Raw genomic sequence first — 18,762 nt, forward strand, 5'->3', positions numbered from 1 at the left:
TTTTTCGCTTGATCGGCGGCATCTGTTTCTCCATCACTCCGCTCCTGACACGGAAAACGACATGGCGCGCGACACCACCGACTTCCAGCCGATCGAAACATTCGACGAACTCGTCGGCTATCTCGCAGCCGGCTCCAAACCGCGCGAGAAATGGCGCATCGGCACCGAACACGAGAAATTTCCCTTCTACGTGGACGGCAATGCGCCGGTTCCCTATGGCGGAGACCGTGGCATCCGGGCGCTGCTGGAAGGCATGCAGCGCACGCTGGGCTGGGACCCGATTCTCGATTGCGGGCGCATCATCGGCCTTGTCGAACCCACCGGCCAGGGCGCCATATCGCTGGAACCCGGAGGCCAGTTCGAACTGTCCGGCGCGCCCCTCGAAACGATCCACCAGACCTGCCGCGAAGGCAACGCGCATCTGGCGCAGGTGCGCGAAATCGCCGAGCCGCTCGGAATCCGCTTCCTTGGCCTCGGCGGCAGCCCGAAATGGACGCTGGCCGAAACGCCGCGCATGCCGAAATCGCGCTATGAGATCATGACGCGCTATATGCCGAAGGTCGGCTCCAAGGGCCTCGACATGATGTACCGCACCTGCACCATACAGGTGAATCTCGACTTCTCGTCCGAGGCCGACATGCGCCGCAAGATGCAGGTCTCGCTCAAGCTGCAACCGCTGGCGACCGCCCTGTTCGCAAATTCGCCGTTCACGGATGGCGTGCCGAACGGCCTGCAAAGCTGGCGCGGCGACATCTGGCGCGACACGGACAACCAGCGCTCCGGCCTGCTGCCATTCTGCTTCTCGCCTGAGTTCGGATTCGCCGACTATGTCGAATGGGCGCTCGACGTGCCGATGTATTTCGTCATTCGCGACGGCGTCTATCACGACATGACCCACATGACGTTCCGCCAGTTCATGGCGGGGGCGGCGCGCAACGAAATCCCGGACGGCCTCGCCACGATGGGCGACTGGGCGAACCATCTTTCCACGCTCTTCCCGGATGTGCGGCTCAAGCGATTTCTCGAAATGCGCGGCGCGGACGGCGGGCCGTGGCGGCGCATCTGTGCGCTGCCGGCCTTCTGGGTCGGCTTGCTCTATGACGACGAGGCGCTGGACGATGCGGAAGCGATGACCCGCGACTGGACCTACGAGGAGGTGAACGCCATGCGCAATGCCGTTCCCGTCGAGGGCATTTCCGCCGTGTTCCGGAACCGGACCCTGCGCGAGGTGGCAGGCGAAACGCTCGCCATGGCGCGGGCCGGCCTGAAACGGCGCAACCGCACCAATCGCGACGGTTTCGACGAGACGCATTTCCTTTCGACGCTGGACGAGGTCGTCGCCCGCGGCAGCACGAGCGCGGAGGAGATGCTGAACGCCTATCACACGCGCTGGGGTGGCTCCATCGAACCTGTGTTCATGGAATATGCGTACTAGCGGGTGCTGGTGCTAACGAGCACCGATGCAACCTCGTCACCTGCTTCTCGCGCTGACCATCGTTTTCTTCTGGGGCGTCAATTTCGCGATCATCAAGCTCGGCCTGCGGCAAGTCTCGCCGCTGGCGCTCGGTGTCGCGCGCTTCACGCTGGCGGCGCTGCCGTGGATATTCTTCGTTCGCAGGCCGAAAGCCCCGCTCAGTCTGATCGCGCTCTACAGCCTGTTCATCTTCGCCCTGCAATTCGGCCTGCTGTTCACGGCGATGCAGGTTGGCATGAGCGCCGGTCTGTCCTCGCTGCTCCTGCAATTGCAGGTATTCTTCACGATCGGGCTTTCCGTCGCGGTGCTCGGCGAGCGGCCCAATGTCTGGCAGGCGCTCGGCGCATTGATCGCCTTTGGCGGCATCGGCGTCGTCGCCGCGCATGTGGGCGGCGACATCACCTTCCGGGGCCTGATGCTGCTTGTCGCGGCGGCAGCGGCATGGGGCGCGGGCAACATCGTCTCGCGCATCATCTCGAACCGCTATGGCTCGGAGGATATGCTGGGCCTTGTCTGCTGGGGCAGCCTGCTTGCCGTGCCACCCCTGCTGCTGGTCGCCCTGCTGCTCGAACCGGACGCGTTCGTCCGCAGCTTCACCCATCTCGACTGGGTCTCGTTGGGTTCGGTTGCCTATATCGTCTATATTTCGACGCTGTTCGGCTTTGCGGCCTGGTCCCGGCTGCTCGGCATCTACCCCGTCGCGACGGTCGCGCCCTTCACCCTTCTGGTGCCCGTGTTCGGTTTCCTCGGCTCCGCCGTGCTTCTGGGCGAGCCAATGGAACCATGGAAATTCGCCGCAGCGGCCCTCGTGATCGCGGGGCTTGTCGTGAACCTGTTCGGCGGACGGCTCGCCCACATACTCAGGCGATAAACCCTCTGCAATCTTCGCGTTTATTCGCTAGAGCGTTTCGCAGTTAGTTTGAAGCATTCTGCCGGCGACGGTTTGCGGCAAGGCCAAGGGGTTTGTCGCAGGTCGGGCTGGTGGCCCGGACAAGACAAAGACCGAAGGATTTGGCGCAAACCGGCCCGGCAGAATGCTTCAAACTAACTGTGAAACGCTCTAGAGTGCGCGCCACGGTGGTGTGGAGCGAAATGACATGAACCTGTTCGACATTCTGGCCAGTTCACAGAACGGCAACGGCATCGAGGCGCTGGCGCGGCAGTTCAACCTGTCGCCGCAGCAGACCCAGGACGCGGTGGAAGCCCTGCTCCCCGCTTTCAGCCAGGGGTTAAAGCAGAACGCCGCCGATCCCTACGGCTTCGGCACGTTCCTTTCGGCGCTCGCGACCGGCCAGCACGCCCAATATGTCGAGGACGGCAGCGCCGCCTTCACCCCGCAGGGCATGGCCGAGGGCAACGGCATTCTCGGCCATCTGTTCGGCTCGAAGGACGTCTCCCGCGCCGTTGCCGAACAGGCGTCGCAGGCGACCGGAATCGGCCAGCAGGTCATCAAGCAGATGCTGCCCGCGCTCGCCGCCATGCTGATGGGCGGGCTGGCCCAGCAGACCAACAGCCGCATGGCTGCCGGCGGCTTCGGCGGTTCGAACAATCCGCTCGGCGAACTCATCGACCAGATGATGCGCCAGGGCGGCGCGCAGCAGGCGCCCGCCCCGACCCCGCAACAGCCACGGCAGCCGCAGGGCGCGGACAATCCCTTCGGAAAGATGCTGGAAGACATTCTCGGCGGTGGGCAGCGGCAGGCGCCCGGCGATCGCGCTCCGCAAGGCGACAATCCTCTCGGTAACAATCCGCTTGGGGAAATCCTCGGCCAGATCCTGCGTGGCGGGCAGGCGCAGAGCGGGCAGGAACAGCGCGGCCAGCCTTCACCGCGCGGCGCACCGCAGTCGCCCGGCGACAATCCATTCGGCGACATTCTGGACCAGATCCTGCGCGGCGGACAGCCGGGGCAGGACCGTTCGCCCGCGCCGCAGCGTCGTTCGCCGCCTGCCAAGAATCCGCTGGAGGACATTTTCGGCAAGATGGTCGAGCCCGGGCGGCAGATGGGCGACGACTACCAGAAGGGCATCGACAATATTTTCGAGCAGTACCGGCGCGGGCTGGATCGCTATCGCTGAAACAAAATTGCCCGGCCTCGCTGGGGAGGCCGGGCATTATTGCAGGCTGGACCGGGAGGGGACCGGCGATTTCGAGCGGGGGACAGCTTCGAAGCCTGCGATCCTTAAATGCGCGTCGCGGAGAAAGGTTCCACGTTTTCGCGCCGGGAATTCGTGATGGCGCGCAGGTTTGCGGTCGGGTCGTTTCCGAGCGAAACGGCCACCGACAGGTCGCCCCGCGTAAGGCCGATGTCGTGCAATTCGATGTCCGACATGTCGCTCAGGCGATAGAAGGCGCGCCGGTTTTGCCATGCGCGATAGCCGGCGGCGATCCGTTTGGCCACGCGGCGCGCTGCGCCTTCGCGCGCGGTGGCGGCAAATGCGGGGGCCTCGAGGTCGATCGTCGTCATGGCATGTCTCCTTCCACGCGCATATCGGCCATGCGCGCAGCCTGCGCGCACAGGTTGCGAAACCGCGTGAACCTGTGTTGAACGTCGCTCTTCTCTCACAGCCCGATTGATTTATCCAACGAATGTTTTTAATGTGTGCCATCAACTTCAATGATGGATTGTTCCAATGCAAGCGCCGCTCGACCTGGACCAGTTGCACACTTTCGTAACCATTGCCGACACCGGAAGTTTCACGCGCACCGCGTCGGAAGTGCACCGCACCCAATCGGCTGTCTCCATGCAGATGCGGCGGCTTGAGGAACGCATCGGAAAGCCGCTGTTCGAGAAGGACGGGCGCACCAACCGCCTGACCGAGGATGGCGAAAAGCTGCTCAACTATGCCCGGCGCATCATCCGGCTGAACCGGGAAATCCTTGCGGCCTTCGACGATTCGAGCCTTGAGGGTCATATCCGCATCGGCACGCCGGACGACTACGCCGACCGTTTCCTGCCCGAGATCATGGCGCGGTTCTCGCGGTCCAATCCGCGCGTGGAAATGTCGGTCATCTGCGAGCCGACGCCCGGCCTGCGCGACCATATCCGCAACGGCAATCTCGACATCGCCATCGTCACCCACAATGAGGAAAAGGGGCCGTCGGAAATCGTGCGCACCGAGCCGTTGCTATGGGTCACCTCGGCCAACCACACTGTGCATGAGGAGACGCCGCTGCCTGTTGCCTTCGGTCGCCCGAACTGCATCTGGCGGCGCGCGGGCACCGACGTGCTGGAGCAGATGGGGCGCGACTACCGGGTGCTGTTCACCAGCTTTTCCGCCACGGTGATCGCCGCCGCCGTGCTGTCCGGGCTGGCGGTGTCGGTGCTGGCCGAATGCGCGCTGCGGCCCGGAATGCGCGTGTTGACGGAGGCCGACGGCTTCGGCGCGCTACCCGAATGCCGGATCGGTATCCTGCGCGGCAAGAGCGAGCATCCCCGGCTGGTGGAGGCATTGGCCCAGCACATCACGGAAAGCCTCGACAACATCTCCGTGCCGTTGCCGGATGAAGCCGGCGCAATCGATTTCGCCGCCTACGCCACCGCCCGCGCCAAGCGCAGCAAGCCGCTCACCGCCGCCTGGTAGGGTTCGCGCGGCCCCTTGACCTTTCCGCCGCAAACCGCCCCAATCCGGGCATGAGCGAGCCGTTCGAAACCGATTCTGCGACCAACGCGACCGAATACACCGTGTCGGAGATTTCCGGCGCGCTGAAGCGCACCGTGGAAGATGCGTTCGGCAATGTGCGGGTTCGCGGCGAAATCTCCGGCTATCGCGGCCCGCATTCGTCCGGCCACGCCTATTTCGCACTCAAGGACGACCGCGCGCGCATCGAAGCGGTGATCTGGCGCGGCACAATGAGCCGCCTGCGCTTCCGGCCCGAGGAGGGCATGGAAGTCATCGCGTCGGGCAAGCTGACCACCTATCCGGGCTCGTCGAAATACCAGATCGTGATAGACAATCTGGAACCGGCAGGCGCGGGCGCGCTGATGGCGCTGCTCGAAGAGCGCAAGCGCAGGCTTCAGGCCGAGGGCCTGTTCGACGCGGCGCGCAAGCGGCCCCTGCCCTATATGCCGGGCGTCATCGGCGTCATCACATCGCCCACGGGTGCGGTGATCCGCGACATTCTTCACCGCATCAAGGACCGTTTTCCGCTGCATGTGATCGTGTGGCCGGTGCGTGTGCAGGGCGAGACGACAGGTGCTGAAGTCAGTGCTGCGGTGCAGGGCTTCAATGCGCTTGGACAGGACGGCGCGATCCGCCGCCCCGACCTGCTGATCGTGGCGCGCGGCGGCGGCAGTCTCGAAGACCTATGGGGCTTCAACGACGAGATCCTCGCCCGCGCCGTCGCACAATCGGCCATTCCGGTCATATCGGCGGTGGGGCATGAGACGGACTGGACGCTGATCGACTATGTGGCGGATGTGCGCGCACCGACACCCACCGGCGCGGCCGAAATCGCGGTGCCGGTCAAGGCGGAACTGGAAGCCACGCTTGCAAACTTCGCGGCGCGGCTTGGCGGCGGCCTGTCGCGCCATGTCGAGCGCAAGCGCGCCGAACTGCGCGCGGCGGCGCGCGTGCTGCCATCGGCGGACCAGTTGTTCGCGGGTCCTCGCCGGAGCCTCGACGAAGTCGGCGGCAGGCTGGGCCGCGCGCTCGATGTCAGCGCGCAGGCCAAACGGTCACGCTATGCGGCGGTGCGGCTCACACCCGCCACCTTGGTCAGGCGTTTCGGCGAAGCAAAGCGCAACCTCGCCGCGAGCGAGGGCCGGATCGAGGCGGCATTGCGCGGCTTGCTGCGCACGCACCGCGCGCATCTCGACCAGATTGCCCGCCGCGTCTCGGTCGAGCCGGTCGGGCGAAGAACGACGGCCTCGCGCGAGCGCCTGTCGCTGCTCGTGCGCCGACGCGACCAGGCGTTTCTGGCGCGGTTCGAGCGCCTGCACAGGCAGCTTTCCCAATGCGAGCGACTGCTGTCCAGCCTGTCCCATCAGGCCGTTCTGGCGCGCGGCTTCGCGCTCGTGCTCGATTCCGACGGCAGCCTCATAAAGCAGGCGCGCGAGGTCTCGGCAGGGCAGCGGCTCGCCATCCAGTTCGCGGACGGCAAGGCCGATGCGATTGCGACCGGCGGCGAGGACAGGCCCGCGCGGCCCAGGACAAAGCCTTCGTCGGGATCGGGCGGCCAGGGCAGCCTGTTCTGATTTTTGGAGATGGTACAGTTGGGTGGGTTCGAACCACCGACCTCTGGTGCCACAAACCAGCGCTCTAACCAGCTGAGCTACAACTGCATGCCGTGTCGGGACGACGCGTCACTTACGGACAAACGGCCGACATTGCAAGGCTGTTCCTTCTCAATGTTGGTGCGCCAAAAAAGAAAAGGCCCGGGGGAGGAGATCCGGGCCTTTTCCATTTCTGACCGGCTTTTGGCCGGCCTGTGCCGACGAGCGTAGGGAGGAGGAAACGCCCGGCGGTTTTCGGTTTACGCTTTACGCAACCTTGAGGTCGTTCGTAGCCTTCTCGAAAGCGCCCTTGATCGGCTTCGAAACGTCCTCGGCGGCCTTCTGGGCGGCAGCCTGGAAGTCCTTCGCCTGCTCGACAGCCGTCTCAAAGCCCTTGCGGACAAAAGCGGTCTGAAGCTCGACGACTTCCGAAAGCGACTTCGCGCCGATCAGCGCTTCAATATGATTGAAGCCCGCGTCGGTGTTGGCGCGCAGCGTAGCGATGGTCTTGTAGGACAGGTCCGACCCGGCAGTCTTGACGGCGTCGAAAGTCGTTTCGAGAACCTTCTGCGCTTCATCCGCACCGGTCTTCAGCTTGGCATAGGCTTCCTTGGACTGCTCCACACCCTTTTCAGCGAAAGAGCGGAGCTGTTCGGTGGCCTTGTTGGCGTCAAAGGTCGGGAATTCAACGGTATCAATGCGTTCAGCAGTCTTGGCCATTTCCATTCCTTTACCAGCCCGTGATGCGGGCCTCTCTTGGTTGTTATGCAGCCAATATAGACTCGTTTTTTGTGCAATGCAACAAAAATGTTGCGGTGCGGTAGACAGGCCGGAAAGACGTTAACCACAGCTCAAGTTTAGTGGTTCCAAATAAGCCTCGGCAATGGACGGCCAGGCGGATAGCTATTATTAACAAAGCGTTAATTGAACTGCGGCCGGGACAGCCGCTATTGGTGGGGAATGGAAGCCAGACCGTATTCATTCGTCGATGTCGCGGTGCTCGACGGCATCCGCCAGCGCTTCGTGCGCGGCGATTCGCTCGTCGTCCTGACACGCACGCTCGACCGGATCGTCTGGGCCAACGGCGCGGGCGCCAACCTGCTCGGCTATCCCGATGTCGAGGACGCCATCGGCCAGGAATCCGGGATCGGCGCCATCGCGCGGCGACAGATCGAATCGCTTGGCGGCTTCCCCGACATTGGCGCGGACCGCAGCGTCGTGGTGCGCCTCCCCTCCGGCACCTCCTATGCCGCGGTCGCCATGTCGGCGAGCGGCCTGACGTTGCCGGACGGCGAGAGCGCGATCCTGCTTGCCGTCGGTGCAGATGCCACGCCCGGCACGGATGAAACGGCCACGCGTGCGCTGCACGGTCTTGTGCGCGACGGACAGTCGGCGGCCATCATCTCCGGCAACGGCGAGATCGTCGCATCGACGCCGGGGCTGGAAAAGCTCCGCATTCCGTCCAGCGAGATCGGCGGCTTGATAAGTGAGGTGCGTGCCGAGACCGACCGGCTGGTCAAGCGCTCCATTGCCACCCCGTCGGGCCGCTTTCCCTGCGCCCTTGCCCGACTGGCGGACGATCCGGCCCTGCACCTGCTGATCGTGCTCGAAGACGACATGACGGAACAGGAACCGGCGCGCGCGCTGCCGACCGCAGTCTTTGGGCGCGCGGAGACGGCATCGCCGAAGAATCCGACCTCCATCTCCCCGGCACAGGATTCCGTTTCATCCGTGCGTTTTGTGTGGCGCACCGACCCGGAAGGCCGCTTCAACGCGATTTCCGACGAGTTCGTCGCTGCGGTCGGCGCACCCGCAGCCGACATTCTGGGCAGGCATTTCGCCACCGTCGCGACGGTATTCGGCATGGACCCGGACCGCGAGATTGCGGGCCTGATGGAGCGGCGGGAAACCTGGTCGGGCCGCACGGTGATGTGGCCCATCACTGGCACGGCGCAGCATGCCCCGGTCGACCTCGCCGCGCTGCCAACCTATGACCGCTCACGTAATTTCGAGGGATTTCGCGGCTTCGGCATACTCAGGCTGGATGAGGCGGTCGACGATCCGGAAAAGATCGGGCTTTCGCTTACCCCCGGTTCGCTGGACGGATTCACGGCCGCGAATGGAGGGACCGGCGATGCCGGAGCGGACGAGGATGACGATCCGTTCCAGGGCGAGACCCCCGCGCTAGCAACGCCAGACATCCCCGAACGACCGGCGCAGCGCGGCGGCCTGAGTGCTACGGAACGCATCGCATTTCGCGAGATCGGCGAGCGGCTGAAGCGCGACCAGAAGCAGGAGCGGACCAGCGCCGCACCGCCTCCGCCCCCGGAGCCCACTGAGACCGTGCCTGCGCCGCAGGCGGGCCGCACGGCGAGCGCCCGGATCGGCAACATAACCATGGTGGGCCGCAAATGGCAGGGGCAGCCGCAGGCCGTGCCTCCCGCGACGCCGGAACCCCCGGCCCCCGAATTGCTGCCCCCGCCGCCGGAGCTGCCCGCACCGCCGCCGGAGCCGCCCGTCGCCGTCACGCCGCCCGTGGAGACACCGAGGACGGACACCTCGATCCTCGACAAGCTGCCGGTGCCGATCCTCATTCACTCCGGCGATGTGCTCCACTACGCCAACCCCGAATTTCTCGGCCTGACCGATTATGAGGAACTGGCCGAACTCGTTCAGGCGGGCGGGCTGGATGCGCTTTTCCCCGAACCATATGACGAGCCGGAATCGGAGACCGGCCATAAAATCAGGATGCGCGCCAGCGACGGCATGGAGTTTCCGGTCGAGGCGCTGATGCGCTTCGTGCCCTGGGCGGGCAAGCGCGCGCTCATGCTGGTCGTGCGCAAGGCCGGGGACGCCGCCGACACCGAGGCGCTGGAGGAAATGCGCACGCGTCTGGAAGAGATGCGGACCATTGTGGACACCGCCACCGACGGCGTCATCCTCATTGACCGCGACGGCGCGATCCGCTCGATCAGCCACCCGGCGGAAGCCTTGTTCGGCTTCGACGGCAGCGATGTGCGCGGCAGGCCGCTTGTGTCGCTCTTCGCCATCGAGAGCCAGCAGGCCGTCTCCGATTATCTGGCGAGCCTCGCCCAGAACGGGGTCGCCAGCGTGCTCAATGACGGGCGCGAGGTGATCGGGCGCGAGGCCGAGGGCAATCTCATTCCGATGTTCATGACCATCGGCCGCCTGCCGGGCGACGGTGGCTTCTGCGCCGTGGTGCGCGACATCACGCAATGGAAGCGCGCCGAAGAGGAATTGACCAAGGCAAAAGCCGAGGCCGAGCACGCCTCCTCACAGAAGAGCGAATTCCTCGCCCGCGTCAGCCACGAGATACGCACGCCGCTCAACGCCATCATCGGCTTTTCCGAGTTGATGCTCGACGAGCGCTTCGGCACGATTTCCAACGACCGCTATCGCGACTACCTGCGCGACATCAACCGTTCCGGCTCGCATGTGCTCGATCTCGTGAACGATTTGCTCGACATTTCAAAGATCGAGGCCGGCCAGCAGGAGATGAACTACGAGGCCGTGTCGCTCAACGACGTGCTCTCCGAAGCCGTCGCCATCATGCAGCCGCAGGCCAATCGGGAGCGCGTCATCATCCGCTCCAGCCTCTACCCCCGCCTGCCCGACATCGTGGCGGACCTGCGCAGCGTCAAGCAGATCGCGCTCAACATCCTGTCCAACGCCGTGCGCTACACGCAGGCGGGCGGCCAGGTCGTCGTGTCCACGACCTATGAAAAGAGCGGCGACGTGGTGATGCGGGTCCGCGACACGGGCGTCGGCATGAGCCAGGCGGAAATCGAGCAGGCCATGAAGCCTTTCAGGCAGATCAATGCGTTGCAGCGCGCGCGGGGCGACGGCACCGGGCTTGGCCTGCCCCTTACAAAGGCAATGGCAGAGGCCAATCGCGCGCGGTTTTCGATCGAATCCGACCCCGGCGAAGGCACGCTGGTCGAGATCACCTTCGCCTCGACAAGGGTTCTGGCCCAATAACTTGATCAGACATGTCACATTTTGGTGATCCATTGGCTGCAGCCTGTGTGAAGCCCCTTGAATCATGCAAGTTTTTGTCCACTTTAGAAGAATTCTAAACAATTGAATTTATTGAGCTTTCTGTTGACCGCCGCGCATAAATGATAAATGAGGGCGTCATCCGCGCGCCGCGCGGCCTTATGCTAGAAGAGGGAGCGACGATGAAGATCAATCCGCTACGGACATTTGTGCTCGCGACAGTCGCGGCAGCACTCAGTTCAGGCAGCGCGCTCGCAGACGGTGTGGTCAACATCTACACCTATCGCCAGCCAGCCCTCATCCAGTCTGTGCTGGACGTGTTCACCAAGGAAACCGGAATCAAGACCCAGGTGCTTTTCCTCGACAAGGGGCTTGAAGAGCGCATTCTCGCCGAAGGCCAGAATTCGCCTGCCGACGTCATCATGACGGTCGATATCGCACGTCTGACCAACGCGAAGGAAAAGGGCATCACCCAGCCGCTCGATGACGAGACGATCAACAAGAACATTTCGGCCGAATACCGCGACCCGGAAGGCCATTGGTTCGGCCTCACCAAGCGCGCCCGCGTCGTCTACGCCTCCAAGGATCGCGTCAAGGACACGGCGATTACCTATGCCGAACTCGCCGATCCGAAATGGAAAGGCAAGATCTGCATGCGTTCGGGCCAGCATGACTACAATCTCGGCCTGTTCGGCGCGGCCATCGCCCATTGGGGTCCGGAAAAGACCGAGGAATGGATGAAGGGCCTCAAGGCGAACCTGGCGCACAAGCCGGATGGCGCGGATCGTTCGCAGGCCAAGTCCATCGCGGCGGGCGAATGCGACATCGCGATCGGCAACACCTATTATGTCGGCCTGATGCGCACCAACGAGAAGGAACCCGAGGAAAAGGAATGGGGCAATGCCATCAACGTCATTTTCCCGACCTTTGAAAACGGCCTGACGCACGTCAACATTTCCGGCGCGGCACTTGCAAAATACGCCCCGCACAAGGACGATGCGGTCAAGCTGATCCAGTTCCTGTCGAGCGACGAGGCGCAGCGCGTCTATGCCGAGAAGAACTTCGAATATCCGGTGGAGAACGGTCTTGAACCGTCAGAGATCGTGCGGTCTTTCGGCGAGCTGAAAGCGGACACGCTGCCGCTGGTGGACATTGCGAGCCATCGCAAGGAGGCTTCCGAAATGGTCGACCGCGTCGGCCTCGACGACGGTCCGAGCAGCTGAGCGGCCAACAGCAACAGCTTCAACTTGAGCCGGGGCGCGACCACGCCCCGGCTCTTCGGCATTCCCGGCCCATGATTCCGCTGCCGGCGGCGATACCGCGCCATCCCTGGCTGCAAACCGCATCCGCGATCATAGCATTTCTCGTGGCGCTTCCCGTGCTTGCCCTCGTCGCCATTGCGCTGACGGGTTCAGGTGACGACTGGCCACATGTCATCCGCAATGTGTTGCCGCAGTCGGCCGCCACGACGCTTTGGCTGCTGACGATGGTGTCTGCCGCAACGGCGGTGATCGGTGTGTTCAGCGCCTATCTGATCGCCGCCTTCGAATTCCCTTTTCGGCGCACGCTTGCCTGGGCAATCGTCCTGCCGCTGGCGGTACCGCCCTATCTCGCCGCCTATGCGCTTGGCGAGTTCTTCCACTTCACCGGGCCGGTCCAGTCCCTCATTCGTGCGCTGTTCGGCTTCCAGTCCATCCGCGATTACTGGTTTCCGGATATCCGCTCGACAGGCGGCGCGGCGCTGGTCATGACCTGCGTGCTCTATCCTTACGTCTATATGACCGCGCGTGTCGTTTTTCTCATGCAGGGACGCGGCGTCGCCGATGCGGCCCGCACGCTCGGCGCAAACCGTGCGCGCACCTTCTTCAAGGTTCTGCTGCCGCTTGCCCGGCCTGCCGTCGTGGCTGGGGTCGCCCTCGTCCTGATGGAAACGCTGAACGACATCGGCGCTTCGGAATATCTCGGCGTGCGCACGCTGACCTTTTCCGTTTATGCGACATGGCTCAATCGCGGCAGCCTCGCGGGCGGCGCGCAGATCGCGCTTGTCCTGCTTGCTATCGTCGCCGCGCTGCTGATTGCGGAAAGCTGGGCGCGACGCCAGCAGCGCTATGCCGCCCAGCGCGCATCCCAGCTCAAGGCGCGCCCACCTCGCCAGAGGCTCCATGGTGCAAAGGCCATTGCCGCGCCTGTGCTGCTTGCCCTGCCAGCGCTGATCGGCTTCGGCGTCCCGCTCTATGTTTTCGGGGGCTACGCCTGGCGTCGCCTCGATCTTGCCTTTACCGGCGAACTGGCAAGCGCCTTCGCAACCAGCGTCCTGACCGCCGGCATCACCGCAATCCTCACCGTCCTCATCGCCGGATTGCTCACCTATGCCAGCCGCTATACGCGCTCGCGCATGCTTCCGGTCGAAGCGCGCATCGCCTCGATGGGCTACGCGCTGCCGGGCGGCATTCTGGCGCTCGGCCTGTTATTCGTGCTGGGCAGCACGGACGCCATGATCGACCGGATGTCACGCTCGATCTTTGACTATTCCACGGGCCTCGTCTTCACGGGCTCGGCGGCTGCCGTCATCATAGCCTGCACCATCCGCTTCATCGCGCTCGCCGAAGGCGCGATCCGCAGCGGCCATGACAAGCTGCCGCCAAACATTGAAGCCGCCGCGCGCACGCTGGGGCGCACCGCCGGGCAAAGCGCGCAGGCGATCCTGCTGCCCTTGCTGACGCCCGCCATCCTCACCGCCGCCGTGCTCGTCTTCGTCGATACGATCAAGGAATTGTCGGCGACGATTTTGCTGCGGCCTTTCGGGTTCAACACGCTGGCGACCTATGTCTATGAGCAGGCATCGCGCGGCGTGCCCGAAGACGGCGCCTTCGCGGCGCTGACGATCGTCGCAACCGCGCTCATCCCCGTCGCCATCCTCTCCCGTATGCTCGCTGACGACCGCAGCGCGTAGCATCGCCTCGGGATTGATTTGGACTGACCGGCGCAAAGAAAAAGGCGCCGGTTGGCGCCTTGAAGGGGAATTGGGCTGCTGTTCCACAATGGCTCGGGAAAGTCGTCCGCCGCGGAAACTTTTCCTCAAAACTCGCGAGGACTATCCCCATCTCGGGTTAACAAAACCTTACTCCGCAGAGTGGCACTTTAGCGTTGTGTTCCATGAGTTCTAAACGCGGTAAATTTCCCATTTACCGTCGCTTAACCATCAGTTCGCCAATTCCGGGCGATCCTTGAACAGGTCCAGCGCCTCGGGGTTCGCCAGCGCCTCCTTGTTCTTGACCGGGCGTCCGTGCACGACATCGCGCACGGCAAGCTCGGTGATCTTGCCTGATTTCGTGCGGGGGATGTCGGACACCTCGACGATCTTTGCCGGCACGTGTCGGGGGCTGGCGCCGGTCCTTATCCTCGCCCTGATCCGCTTCTGCAGATCGTCGTCCAGCACGACACCCGCCGCGAGCCGCACGAACAGCACCACGCGCACGTCATTGTCGAAAGTCTGCCCGATGCAGAGCGCCTCGGCCACTTCCTCCATCTGCTCGACCTGATTGTAGATCTCAGCCGTGCCGATGCGCACGCCGCCGGGGTTCAGCGTGGCGTCCGAGCGCCCATGAATGACCATTCCGCCATGCACAGTCCATTCGGCGAAATCGCCATGGCACCAGACATTGTCGAACCGCTCGAAATAGGCCGCGCGATAGCGCGATCCGTCCTCGTCGTTCCAGAAGCCGAGCGGCATCGACGGAAACGCCTTGTGGCACACAAGCTCGCCCTTTTCCTCGCGGATCGGCGTGCCGTCATCGTCCCAGACATCGACCGCCATGCCGAGGCCCGCCGCTTGTATCTCGCCCGTCCAGACGGGCCTTGTCGGAACGCCGAGCACGAAGCAGCACATGATGTCGGTGCCGCCCGACATGGACGCGAGATGCACGTCCGCCTTGATGCCGTCATAGACGAAGGCAAAGCCCTCGGGCGACAGCGGCGATCCGGTCGAGGTCAGCGCTCGCATCGACGAAAGGTCGTGCGTATCCATCGGGCGCAGGCCCGACTTGCGCAGCGTGTCGATGAATTTCGCGGACGTGCCGAACAGCGTGAACCTCTCCGCCTGCGCATAGTCGAACAGCACATTGCCGTCCGGGTGGAAGGGCGAGCCGTCATAGAGCATCAGCGCCGCTTCGCTGGCGAGCGCGGAGACCAGCCAGTTCCACATCATCCAGCCGCATGTTGTGAAGTAAAACACCCGGTCGCCCGCGCCGATGCCGCAATGCAGCCGGTGTTCCTTCAGATGCTGGAGCAGCGCGCCGCCCGCCCCATGCACGATGCATTTCGGAACTCCGGTCGTTCCCGAGGAATAAAGGATATAGAGCGGGTGCGAGAAAGGCAGTCGCTCGAACGTCACCGGCAGCGGCGCGAACGGCTCCATCGCCTCTCCCAGCACCATGGCGTTGTCGATGCGCCCGGCGAGCTTCGCCGCATCGCCGAGATAGTCGATCACCAGCACATGGCGCACGGTCGGCAGTTTCCGCGCGATGGCCGCCACCTTGTCCGCCACGTCGATGCGCTTGCCGGCGTACCAGTAGCCGTCCGGCACGATCAGCAGCACCGGCTCGATCTGGCCGAAGCGGTCCAGCACCCCTTGCTCCCCGAAATCGGGCGAGCAGGACGACCACACCGCCCCGATGGAAGTTGCCGCGAGCATGGCGACCACCGCCTCCGGCATATTGGGCACCATTGCGGCGATGCGATCTCCCGGATTCACGCCGAGTGAGACGAAAAGCTGCTGGAGCCGCGAGACGTCCGCATGCAATTCGTCCCAGCTCACACGGCGCGAAACCTTGTCCTCGCCTCGGAACACCAGCGCGTCGCCATCTCCCTTCCCGCGCAGCAGGTTTTCGGCGAAATTCAGCCGCGCCTCGGGAAAGAAGCGCGCGCCGGGCATGCGGTCGCCATCGGCGATCACCACGCCGCCCTTTTCGCCGACAACGCCTGTCCAGTCCCACAGCAGGTCCCAGAACGCCTCGCGGTCCTCGATGGACCATGCGTGCAGGTCGTCATAACCGGCAAATGTCCGGTTCGCCCGCTTTGCCGCCGCCCGCATGAAATCCGTCAGCGGAGCGGCAGAAATCCGCTCGGCAGAGGGCGTCCAAAGGGGGTTTTCGTCTGTCATTTTCGCTCCTCCATCTGCGGCGCATCAAGCATATTCCGGCGCGCCGCCGCAAGGCTGGCGAAAGCATGACCTGCGCTTGTTCAAAAGCGGCATGGCCGGTTTGCCATCGATTTGCCCTTGCCAGCACATACAGCGCTCCTTACGTGAAATAAGTCATGATGACGCCGATGGGGTTCCGGGCGATGGTTGCGAATGACTGATCGCCCGATAGCGGCGAATGATTGGAAGCGTCCGGGGCTGACAGCATCGGTCCTCATCCGGCGCTGCATCTTCGTGTTGGCGGCTCTGCTTTCGCTGGGCGCGCTGTCGCTCGCCGCCTTGCCCTGGATCGCGTCCACGCAGCTTGTGCGCAACCGCATTGCCATCGAGCTGAGCGCATGGAGCGGATTCCGCGTTGCGATTGCCAGCACGCCGCAGATCGAGGTCTTTCCGACCTTCAAGGCTGTTCTTGCAGGCGTCACGCTTTACCAATGGGGCGATTGGGACAATCCCGCCGTCATCGAGGCCGAGCGTGTCGAAATCGACCTGTCGGCTCTGGAAGCGCTGAACGGCAACGTGTCCTTCTCCGAGGCCAAGCTCGTCAATCCGGTCATCCGGCTCGGCCCTAATCTCGGCGAGCCGGGACCGGAGTTCCTGACGTCGAGCGGGCGCATCGCGCAGGCCGTGGAAACCACCCGCGACCTGATCTCGGCCAATCCCGACAAGCCGGACTTCTCCCGCTTTCCCGCCACGCCCTTCGGCACGGTGGAGTTTTCCAACGGCCGGGTGGTGCGCATGGTGGACGGCCAGCAGCAGGACGTGGTGACGCGCCTGTCGGGCAAGGTCGTCTGGCCAGCGCTCAATGCCGGGGGCAGCGCCACGCTGCGCGGCACCTGGCGCGGCGAGGATGTCGCGGTCGACCTGTCCTCCGCCTCGCCGCTTGCCCTGTTCGCGGGCGGCGCGACGACCATCAATGCAAAATGGGCGTCCGAGCCCCTGACCGCCTCCTATGAAGGGGCGGTGCGTGGCGCGGGTTCGGGGCGGCTCGATGGAGATTTCGGCCTTGCCGTGCCCTCGATAAGGCGGGCCATTGCATGGACCGATGCCGGCCTTTCAACCGGCTCGGCCATCGGTTCGATCAAGGTGCAAAGCCATCTTGCCGGAGACCGCTCCAAAATTGCGCTTCAGGACGCGACATTGACGGTGGACGACAATGCGGGACGCGGGGCGCTGACACTCACGCGCGGGCAAAGGCCCGCGCTCGACGGGCAACTCGCATTCGAGCAGCTTGACCTGCAATCCTTCGTGTCCATATTCACGCCGCTCATGTCATATGACCGGGTCGGGACCGACCTGTCCGAAGGGTTGATCCACGCTGCGGATTTCAACCTGAAACTCGCTGCCGCCAAGGCCAGCCTCGACGGCTCTGAACTCACCGACGTAAATGGGCAGATGTCGGCGCAGCAGGGCCGCGCGGTGTTCGACATCAGCGAGGCGAACGGCTTCGGCGGCAAACTGAGCGGCGCGTTCAGCATCGACCTTTCCGGCGACACGCCAAAAACCGAAATCAGCATGAGCGCGCGCGGCATAGACGGCGAAGCCTTCAGCGCGGCAGCCGGGTTTCCCGAGATCGGGCCGAGTGCGAAGGGCGACGTTTCCTTTGCGCTTTCAGGCGTGGGCCAGTCGCTCGACACCATGCTGACCCGCGCCGACGGCACGCTGACTGCACATTTCGGCAAGGGGAAGCTTGAGGGCATCGACCTTGCCGCGCTCGTGTCGCGGACGGCGGGCGGCGGCTTCTTCCCCCTGTCGGACATCGCCAAGGGAACGTTGCCCATAGACCGCGCGGACCTCGAAGCGACCGTGGTTCAGGGTGTGGGACGCATCCAGAAGGCCGAGGTGCGCTCCGGGCCGCGCATCGTTTTCCTGTCCGGCATCCTGCCCTATGCGGGACGCGGCGTTGCGCTGTCGGGCACCATCGCCTCGCGGGAGAAAGTGTCGCTGTTCAACCCCAACGGGCGTGAGGCGTCGTTCTTCGTCGGCGGCTCGTGGGATGCGCCCTTCGTCTCGGCCGCACTTCCCCCGCAGACCCTGCAATAGTCAGCCGCGTTGGGCGGCCTGCTCGTCCAGCCTGCGCTGCACCTCGCGCCGCTTGTTTGCAATCGACGCTGCGATGACCCCGATCGTGACCACGGCGATCAGGATCGTACACGCCGCGTTGATCTCCGGCGTCACGCCGAGCCGCACCTGGCTGTAGATCTTCATCGGCAGCGTCGTTGCGCCCGGCCCGGAGGTGAAGCTCGCGATCACCAGATCGTCCAGCGACAGCGTGAAGGCCAGCATCCAGCCCGACACGATGGCGGGCATGATGACCGGCAGCGTGACCGCGAAGAAAGTGCGCACCGGCGTCGCGCCGAGGTCCATCGCCGCCTCTTCCAGCGAGCGGTCGAACGTCACCAGCCGCGATTGCACCACAACCGCGACGAAGCACATGGTGAAGGTGATGTGCGCCAGCGTGACCGTGAAGAATCCCCGGTCGAGGCCGATTGCGACGAACAGCAGCAGCAGCGACAGGCCGGTGATGACCTCGGGCATGACCAGCGGCGCGAACACCATGCCCGAAAACAGCACGCGCCCGCGAAAGCGCGTGTAGCGGGTCAGCGCAAGCGCGGCCATCGTGCCGAGTATGGTCGCGAAGGTGGCCGACAAAACGCCGACGCGCAGCGTCACCCATGCCGCATCGATGATCGCCTGGTTATGGATCAGCGAGACATACCATTTGGTGGAGAAGCCCGCCCACACGGTGACGAGCTTCGATTCATTGAAGGAAAAGATCACCAGCAGCACGATCGGCAAGTAGAGGAACGCGAAGCCGAGCACGATGGAAGCGATGTTGAAACGGGACCAGGTCGTGTTCAT

The 18,762-nt window shown here is 64.2% G+C and carries 13 protein-coding genes and 1 tRNA gene; 9 read left to right on the forward strand and 5 right to left on the reverse strand.

The features are described from left to right. Positions 1-61 precede the first annotated feature (61 nt). The 3 genes from M9924_02865 (at position 62) to M9924_02875 (ending at position 3,549) form a co-directional block, all read left to right on the forward strand. Positions 62-1,435 carry a glutamate--cysteine ligase gene (locus M9924_02865; protein ID MCO5063338.1) on the forward strand — a complete coding sequence of 458 codons (1,374 nt, stop codon included), beginning with the start codon at positions 62-64 and terminating at the stop codon, positions 1,433-1,435. A gap of 25 nt (positions 1,436-1,460) precedes the next feature. Next, complete coding sequence (locus M9924_02870) at positions 1,461-2,345, forward strand: EamA family transporter (GenBank protein MCO5063339.1); 885 nt, start codon at positions 1,461-1,463, stop codon at positions 2,343-2,345. 226 nt (positions 2,346-2,571) lie between these two features. Next, positions 2,572-3,549, forward strand: coding sequence for a DUF937 domain-containing protein (locus tag M9924_02875; GenBank protein ID MCO5063340.1), 978 nt, complete (start codon positions 2,572-2,574; stop codon positions 3,547-3,549). A gap of 104 nt (positions 3,550-3,653) precedes the next feature. Here M9924_02875 and M9924_02880 read toward each other — a convergent pair whose 3' ends face one another. Continuing rightward, entirely contained in the window at positions 3,654-3,938 is a 285-nt protein-coding gene (locus M9924_02880) for a DUF1127 domain-containing protein (GenBank protein MCO5063341.1), read from the reverse strand. A gap of 166 nt (positions 3,939-4,104) precedes the next feature. On the opposite strand from M9924_02880, the gene M9924_02885 reads away from it, so the two are divergent. Together M9924_02885 and xseA are read left to right on the forward strand one after the other, a co-directional pair. Next, positions 4,105-5,055: a LysR substrate-binding domain-containing protein gene (locus M9924_02885; protein ID MCO5063342.1), complete on the forward strand. Its 951-nt coding sequence runs from the start codon at positions 4,105-4,107 to the stop codon at positions 5,053-5,055. A gap of 50 nt (positions 5,056-5,105) precedes the next feature. Next, on the forward strand, positions 5,106-6,668 hold the full coding sequence (gene xseA / locus M9924_02890; protein MCO5063343.1) for an exodeoxyribonuclease VII large subunit: 1,563 nt from the start codon (positions 5,106-5,108) through the stop codon (positions 6,666-6,668). 10 nt (positions 6,669-6,678) lie between these two features. Here xseA and M9924_02895 read toward each other — a convergent pair. After that, positions 6,679-6,755, reverse strand: a tRNA-His gene (locus tag M9924_02895). Between the two features lie 198 nt (positions 6,756-6,953). Next, positions 6,954-7,412 carry a phasin gene (locus tag M9924_02900; GenBank protein MCO5063344.1) on the reverse strand — a complete coding sequence of 153 codons (459 nt, stop codon included), beginning with the start codon at positions 7,410-7,412 and terminating at the stop codon, positions 6,954-6,956. Positions 7,413-7,646: 234 nt separating this feature from the next. Here M9924_02900 and M9924_02905 point away from each other — a divergent pair, with 234 nt between their 5' ends. The 3 genes from M9924_02905 (at position 7,647) to M9924_02915 (ending at position 13,656) form a co-directional block, all read left to right on the forward strand. Continuing rightward, a complete protein-coding gene (locus M9924_02905) occupies positions 7,647-10,685 on the forward strand; it encodes a PAS domain S-box protein (GenBank protein ID MCO5063345.1) in 3,039 nt (1,012 codons plus the stop codon). Between the two features lie 200 nt (positions 10,686-10,885). After that, positions 10,886-11,926, forward strand: coding sequence for a Fe(3+) ABC transporter substrate-binding protein (locus M9924_02910; GenBank protein ID MCO5063346.1), 1,041 nt, complete (start codon positions 10,886-10,888; stop codon positions 11,924-11,926). Positions 11,927-11,997: 71 nt separating this feature from the next. Beyond that, positions 11,998-13,656: an iron ABC transporter permease gene (locus tag M9924_02915; protein MCO5063347.1), complete on the forward strand. Its 1,659-nt coding sequence runs from the start codon at positions 11,998-12,000 to the stop codon at positions 13,654-13,656. Between the two features lie 249 nt (positions 13,657-13,905). Here M9924_02915 and M9924_02920 read toward each other — a convergent pair whose 3' ends face one another. After that, complete coding sequence (locus M9924_02920; protein ID MCO5063348.1) at positions 13,906-15,864, reverse strand: acetoacetate--CoA ligase; 1,959 nt, start codon at positions 15,862-15,864, stop codon at positions 13,906-13,908. Between the two features lie 192 nt (positions 15,865-16,056). Between M9924_02920 and M9924_02925 the strand changes: the two genes are divergently transcribed. Then, on the forward strand, positions 16,057-17,943 hold the full coding sequence (locus M9924_02925) for an AsmA family protein (protein ID MCO5063349.1): 1,887 nt from the start codon (positions 16,057-16,059) through the stop codon (positions 17,941-17,943). On the opposite strand, the gene M9924_02930 is transcribed toward M9924_02925, so the two are convergent. Beyond that, entirely contained in the window at positions 17,944-18,762 is an 819-nt protein-coding gene (locus M9924_02930; GenBank protein MCO5063350.1) for an ABC transporter permease subunit, read from the reverse strand.

Source organism: Rhizobiaceae bacterium (assembly GCA_023953835.1).
In the GTDB taxonomy this organism is placed as follows: Bacteria; Pseudomonadota; Alphaproteobacteria; order Rhizobiales; family Rhizobiaceae; genus Mesorhizobium_G.